The sequence below is a fragment of the Flavobacterium restrictum genome (assembly GCF_007097245.1).
Lineage (GTDB): Bacteria > Bacteroidota > Bacteroidia > Flavobacteriales > Flavobacteriaceae > Flavobacterium > Flavobacterium restrictum.
Map to the genome: position 1 here is coordinate 1 of NZ_VJZT01000041.1, position 4,822 is coordinate 4,822.

General features: G+C 33.8%; 5 protein-coding genes and 1 pseudogene. All 6 read right to left on the reverse strand.

The genetic code is table 11. The features are described 5' to 3' along the window. Window positions 1-234: 234 nt before the first annotated feature. Window positions 235-1,050: a hypothetical protein gene (locus tag FNW21_RS15945; RefSeq protein WP_144257742.1), complete on the reverse strand. Its 816-nt coding sequence runs from the start codon at window positions 1,048-1,050 to the stop codon at window positions 235-237. Between the two features lie 5 nt (window positions 1,051-1,055). Beyond that, complete coding sequence (locus tag FNW21_RS15950) at window positions 1,056-1,769, reverse strand: hypothetical protein (protein WP_144257743.1); 714 nt, start codon at window positions 1,767-1,769, stop codon at window positions 1,056-1,058. Between the two features lie 155 nt (window positions 1,770-1,924). Further along, window positions 1,925-2,473: pseudogene (locus FNW21_RS15955) on the reverse strand (REP-associated tyrosine transposase). 228 nt (window positions 2,474-2,701) lie between these two features. Continuing rightward, window positions 2,702-3,196 carry a hypothetical protein gene (locus FNW21_RS15960; protein WP_144257744.1) on the reverse strand — a complete coding sequence of 165 codons (495 nt, stop codon included), beginning with the start codon at window positions 3,194-3,196 and terminating at the stop codon, window positions 2,702-2,704. 4 nt (window positions 3,197-3,200) lie between these two features. Beyond that, the gene (locus tag FNW21_RS15965; RefSeq protein ID WP_221932079.1) at window positions 3,201-3,743 is read right to left on the reverse strand and encodes an RNA 2'-phosphotransferase; all 543 of its coding nucleotides are present in this window, start codon (window positions 3,741-3,743) and stop codon (window positions 3,201-3,203) included. Beyond that, a partial coding sequence (locus FNW21_RS15970; RefSeq protein WP_317129311.1) for an RHS repeat-associated core domain-containing protein occupies window positions 3,743-4,822 on the reverse strand: 1,080 nt, incomplete at its 5' end. The genes FNW21_RS15965 and FNW21_RS15970, both read right to left, overlap by 1 nt.

The following is a 4,822-nucleotide window of genomic DNA, read 5'->3' on the forward strand; positions in this document are numbered from 1 at the left end:
TTGCCTGATTTTGATTGTGGGTACGAGCTTGAAGCTCGCACTAGCCCAATGAAACCTAATGCTCGGACTAGCGGGGGGGGTACGAGCTTGAAGCTCGCACTAGCCCAATGAAACTAGCGGGGGATTGCCATTTTGAACTACTTACTCTTGAATATCTTTCCATTTTTTTACACTTTTGTGTAAACCTATTTCAGGACAAGACAATCGTTCAGGCGACATATCCGAGCCATCTGGCTAATAAAAAATTATCCTCACACTGTTTTTAGTTATGACATTTTTATCTTTTATTTTGCCAGGTTCACTTTTTTTATACTTTTTCAACTCTTCAATTGCAGTTATTAAAAGCTGATTTTTGAATTTTATATTTGAATTTTTCTTATTGTCGTTAAACGAATCTAAATAAAAATCGCTTAAACTTCCTTTTTTATCAATAAAAAAAATCAAATTTATTGTTGGTAAATACCCCAAATTATCTTTTACTAATTGATTTTTCAAGGTGCTATTTATCTTTACTTCTATAGATTCGTCTTGTAAGTCTATCCCTTTTATTACTGGTTTTATGTCACAAAAATATGAATTAATAGTATCATTTGATTTTATTAAAATTTGGTCAGCATTTTCTAAAACTGATTTTTTAAAATTTTTACCATATTTTTTTGCCAAAAAACTATCCATATATGCTTTATAACAGCCTTGTCTTCCACTTTTGTTTATCGCATCATTCATTTCTTCGTATTTAAAAAAAATACCGTGTTTTTCGCATAATATTTTTATATATTTCTCTTGCCTTAATTCATGGTTACCTTCTCCTGAAGGCATACAAAACGAAATTTTTCCACGACTAATATCCTGTTTTGCTTTTTCAATTTCAATTAAGCATATTTTATCATTACTTGCTGGATGAGAGATATAAGTCTCTAAATCTTCCTGTATTTCCATTTTTACAAGTTTTATTTCATTAGTTTCATAACTACGTAAATCCTGTTTACAAGACAAAAATATAATCGTTGAAGCAATAATAAAGAATATCCATTTCCTATTTAATTTCATATTTGTTAATTTTTATTTGCATTTATAATGTGTTGTCTATAAAGCCCTGTTGTAAATTTAAAATTTGGACTAGTTATTTGCATATTATAAATTGCTTTATGATCCGGATTATTACCAAAACCGCCTCTTCCACCGTGTCCTCTGAATTCGTGTTCAAAATTACTAAAGATATTTGCTGCGGTATTTAACTCTTTTCTATTATCAAAACTTTGGGTTATTATGTCAATATTTCCACCAACATTATGATAATTACCATATTCAGTACCCATTGGTCTTGCGCTTTCTGTACCTTTGCCCAATTGTACGGATCCTGTTTGTACACGTCCAGAAAATAATTCTTTACTTGGATTAATACCATAAAAAGCTTTGTAAAGTGTTTTATCTATAAAATCAGTTGCTTGATTAAATAAAATCATATTCGCTTCCGTAGGTTTCAAATCTGCTATTGATTGACTATTCTTATTGTCAACAGCGACATTGTGATCTATGATACCTTCTTTAGATTCGTTAGTTAAACTCGTAAATTTATCTTTATCCATAAAAAGCACCTCTCCATTTAAAAAACCTTTGCTATCATTTCCTAAATACGAGCCAGTCTTATTATCAAAAATTGGAGATGCAAATCCCCTTAAATCATTTTTCCGCATATCTTCTGCATCCATAATCATCCCATAATCAATGCTTGGGTCTCCAGCACCTTGACCTTGTTGGTGCATCATGCCATCTGGATCTATAAAAAATACTGGATTATTAACACAATATACGTAGGGAGAATAGCGTCTTGATAATTCCGCTAGCGGGTCGCCCCGATGGCGCGAGCAGAAATAAGTTCAACGGCTAGCGCGACGCCTCCGGCTCGTGCCCACAAACACAATCAATTCAAATCTATCTCTAAAATAGTTTGGTCGTTATTTCCGTAATTCCTTGCACTACTATACTTCCAATCTATAGAGTCAGTTACAAAACCAGATTCTACAGGATTGTTATGAATGTAATTTAGTTTTTGTTCAAACACTTTCAAACTCCAAATTTGTATTGGCTGATTGTTTTGTTGCCAAAACTGTTTTTCCTTGACATTGCTGTTTTTCTTTCCAGCTCTTTCAAACATTTAAAGCATCCATTCTCGTCGGCTTTCTTGCGGATTGTCTTGAATTGTTTTCAATATTTTTCTAGATGTAAACCCTTTCAAATCCCGCATTAATCCTGATGGATCACCAAGTTACGACCTAAAAATCAAATGCACGTGACTTGGCATAATACAATGACCATAAATTTCCATACCCTTATTTTTCCTGCAATGGTCTAATGATTCTATCAGTATTGAAAAATACAAATCTCTCGTAAATACATCTATCCAATTAACGGTAGCGAAACTTACAAAATATGCCCCTTCTTTTTCGTGGAATTTATATTTTCTACTCATTTGTCTTTTTGGTAAATATAAATAAAAAACTACAAATTTTTTAGGGTTGTAGTTTTGTTTTGCCTGATTTTGATTGTGGGTACGAGCTTGAAGCTCGCACTAGCCCAATGAAACCTAATGCTCGGACTAGCGGGGGCGTGTTTTCCAAGCCTAATCGTTGAGAAGCTTTTGCCGCAGATTTATAAATATTTTTTGTAAAATAAGTTTCGCCAGCGTTTTAAATATCGCTTAAAAATATTTTACGGATAATTCATTAAGCAGAACAGTAGCTTGATTGTAAAGAGATGTATTTTCTTCTCTTATTTCAAAACCTTCAGCAATACACTCAAACATATTATCGTGAAAGGTTAATATGTAATGTTTATACATATTCCATTTTTTAGGATTATACCCGGGATGCATTTTTTCTATATCTTGTAGTGATTTAATGTAGTCTGAATCTATAAGCTCATAAAACGAACATGACTCCATTCCAAGTTTACTATATGGATGACTATTTATTGTTTCATTACTAGGTATTCCAAAAGTGTATTTTAAATATCGCTTAAATTTTAAGGCAAAAATTCCTGTATCATAGATAATATTACGTTCTTGCGGTACAACAGATGATTTTTTTTTATCTGCATAAAACGCAACAAATAATTCATTGTCATTTGATAATATTGTTGGTGAAGGTGCACCATAGTCCATTTCAAAAAGCCCTTTTATTTCTATTAATTCCATTATTTTATATTATTATTATATATTTTGATGGTATTAGATCGGATAACCAAATACCATTTTCTTCTTTATAAAATTTTATATTGTTAAAAAATGCTTCCTTCGCTTTTACTTTCAATATAACTAACTCTCCCTTTCTTCTGTTTCCTACAATTACTGCTGTTTTTTCATCAAAGGACAAGTGAATATATTGCCTTTCCATAGGAAGCAATCCTTTTTCTAAAATACTATTTAAACTACTTTTTATTGTTCCGTGATATAAAAAAGCAGGTGGTTCAATATGGCGCTTTAAAATCTTATTTACTATAGAATGTCCATAATAAGCCTTGATTTTTCCATTTAATATTTGATGTCTTTTCTTTTCTGACAACTCAACCATTTTACAAATTTCACTTTCATTAACCTGTACCCCCTTAAGGTTCAATGCAAAAACTAAATTAGAAATTAACACCCAACCTTGAGAATCTAAAGTGAGATTATATGACTGCGGTTCGTGCCTTAAGGCTTGAGATACAGTCTTGCTAAGTTGTATAAAATCAATTGAATTCACTAATGAGAAAGTATTAATAGAGTACCTGATTGTCTTATCGTACTTGTACCATTAATCAAACCATTTCTACCTAATTGATTTGTAAGCATACTTTCAAATGAAGAAACACCTGTTTGATTTATCACATTCCAAGCGCTTCTTGGTATACCAGCTTGCATTAGTGCCGCTGAAGATCTAGTATTCAAAATAAACGTTTGTCCATTTCTTACAACTACATTAATAGGAACATCAGAAACAGACAAAGTACCGCGTCTTAATGCACCTGCAACGCTTTCAACTGTTTTTCCTGCAAATTTCCCAACTGTACTAAATGTGTTACTAAATGTTTTTTGTGCCCAAACCGCTCCTTCAGCAGTTATACCTTTAGCAACCACTGAGCCACCAATAGCACCAAACAATTTACCAACCCAAGCCATTGGAAAAAAAGGAGAGCTGAATTCCATTGGTGTAATTCCTTCTGAACCCCGCAATCTTAAGAGACGTTCTTGATCAGTTAAATTACTTTCGTTTTTAATGGTATCAAAACCCTTTATAAATTTAGGGTAAACCTCATAGGAGTTAGTTACCGAATTCCAATAGTAATCATTGTTTGAATCAGACGAATGCGGTATACCGCCTACTGTTGGTTCAGAATCTCCTCCATCGGTACTGTTATTATTTTCCTGTTCGTTCTGGATTCTTTCCTCGGCGGTGCTGTACGTTCCTGTAGCAACATCCACACCATCTCCTCCAAGTTGCTTGTCTATGTCTCTACGGTTTTGGGCTGTCCACTCATCATTACTCATTTCTCCAGACCTATCCGCTTGCGATTCGTAAGGATCAGCGCCACTGGGGTCTGCATAAAACACGGGGTTGTTACCAAAACCAGTATATGGAGATTCCTCATAATGTACAACGGGGTCAATCACTGCCCAACGCCCAATTGCGGGGTCGTATTGGCGCATATCCATATCGTATACGTTTAGCTCCAGCTCGTCTTGGTATTCTTTAGAGTTTAGCCTGTACTTGTACGTCCCTGCTCGCTTTTTTCTCCGCCCGAGCGTTTGTTTATGGTCTCCTGCGAGAGATAAACAAAATTC